Origin of the sequence: Neobacillus paridis, from assembly GCF_016765675.1 — a bacterium.
Classification (GTDB): domain Bacteria; phylum Bacillota; class Bacilli; order Bacillales; family Cytobacillaceae; genus Neobacillus; species Neobacillus paridis.
In genome coordinates this window covers 1-639 of record NZ_JAESWB010000097.1, presented here as the reverse complement: position 1 = coordinate 639, position 639 = coordinate 1, and the positions used below count along the sequence as shown (strand labels likewise).

The 639-nt window shown below is 59.9% G+C and carries 1 protein-coding gene; it reads left to right on the top strand.

Annotation, left to right across the window (positions count from 1 at the left end; genetic code table 11):
• Positions 1-217 precede the first annotated feature (217 nt).
• Complete coding sequence (locus JK635_RS28060; RefSeq protein WP_202653110.1) at positions 218-562, top strand: DUF3579 domain-containing protein; 345 nt, start codon at positions 218-220, stop codon at positions 560-562.
• The last annotated feature ends 77 nt before the right edge of the window (positions 563-639 follow it).

Below are 639 nucleotides of genomic sequence, written 5' to 3'. Positions count from 1 at the left end.
CTGGCTCGGTTGACGGTTGACGGCTGGCGGCGATGGGCATTGTCGCGGGAAGGACACCGCCAGCAACGGCCTCCCGTGAAATTTCATAATGTGGAGGTCTGTTTCGGGGCAAGTCTTCTATAAGATATAATACCTAAGAGAGCCGCAAGTCAGTCCGCCACAAAATGGCGTCTTGCTCCCTTCCCCAGATTGCCTTTCCACAGAAACCGCATCCGCCATGGCCGATCCTCAACCGACAAGCACCGCGCCCGCCAATGAATTCTTCATCCAGGGCATTACCAGCGACGGACGGGTATTCCGCCCGAGCGACTGGGCCGAGCGGCTGTGCGGTGTGATGTCGCATTTCAGGCCGGAGGGCTCGGGTGGACGCAATGCCCATCTGAAGTATTCTCCCTACGTGCGGCCGACGCTGCTCAATGGCGTCAAGTCGGTGGTGGTCAACGAGGAATTGCGCAAGATCGAACCGCTGGCCTATCATTTCGTGCTCAATTTCGCCAAGGACAACGACCTGCAGGTGATCGAGGCCTGCCTGCTGCCGGAACCGGCCGGCAAGGGCGGCTGATCCTCGGCGCGGGAACCATAGCCATGGCGCATGCTCACACCGACCACCAGCACCACCATCACGACCATCACCATGGG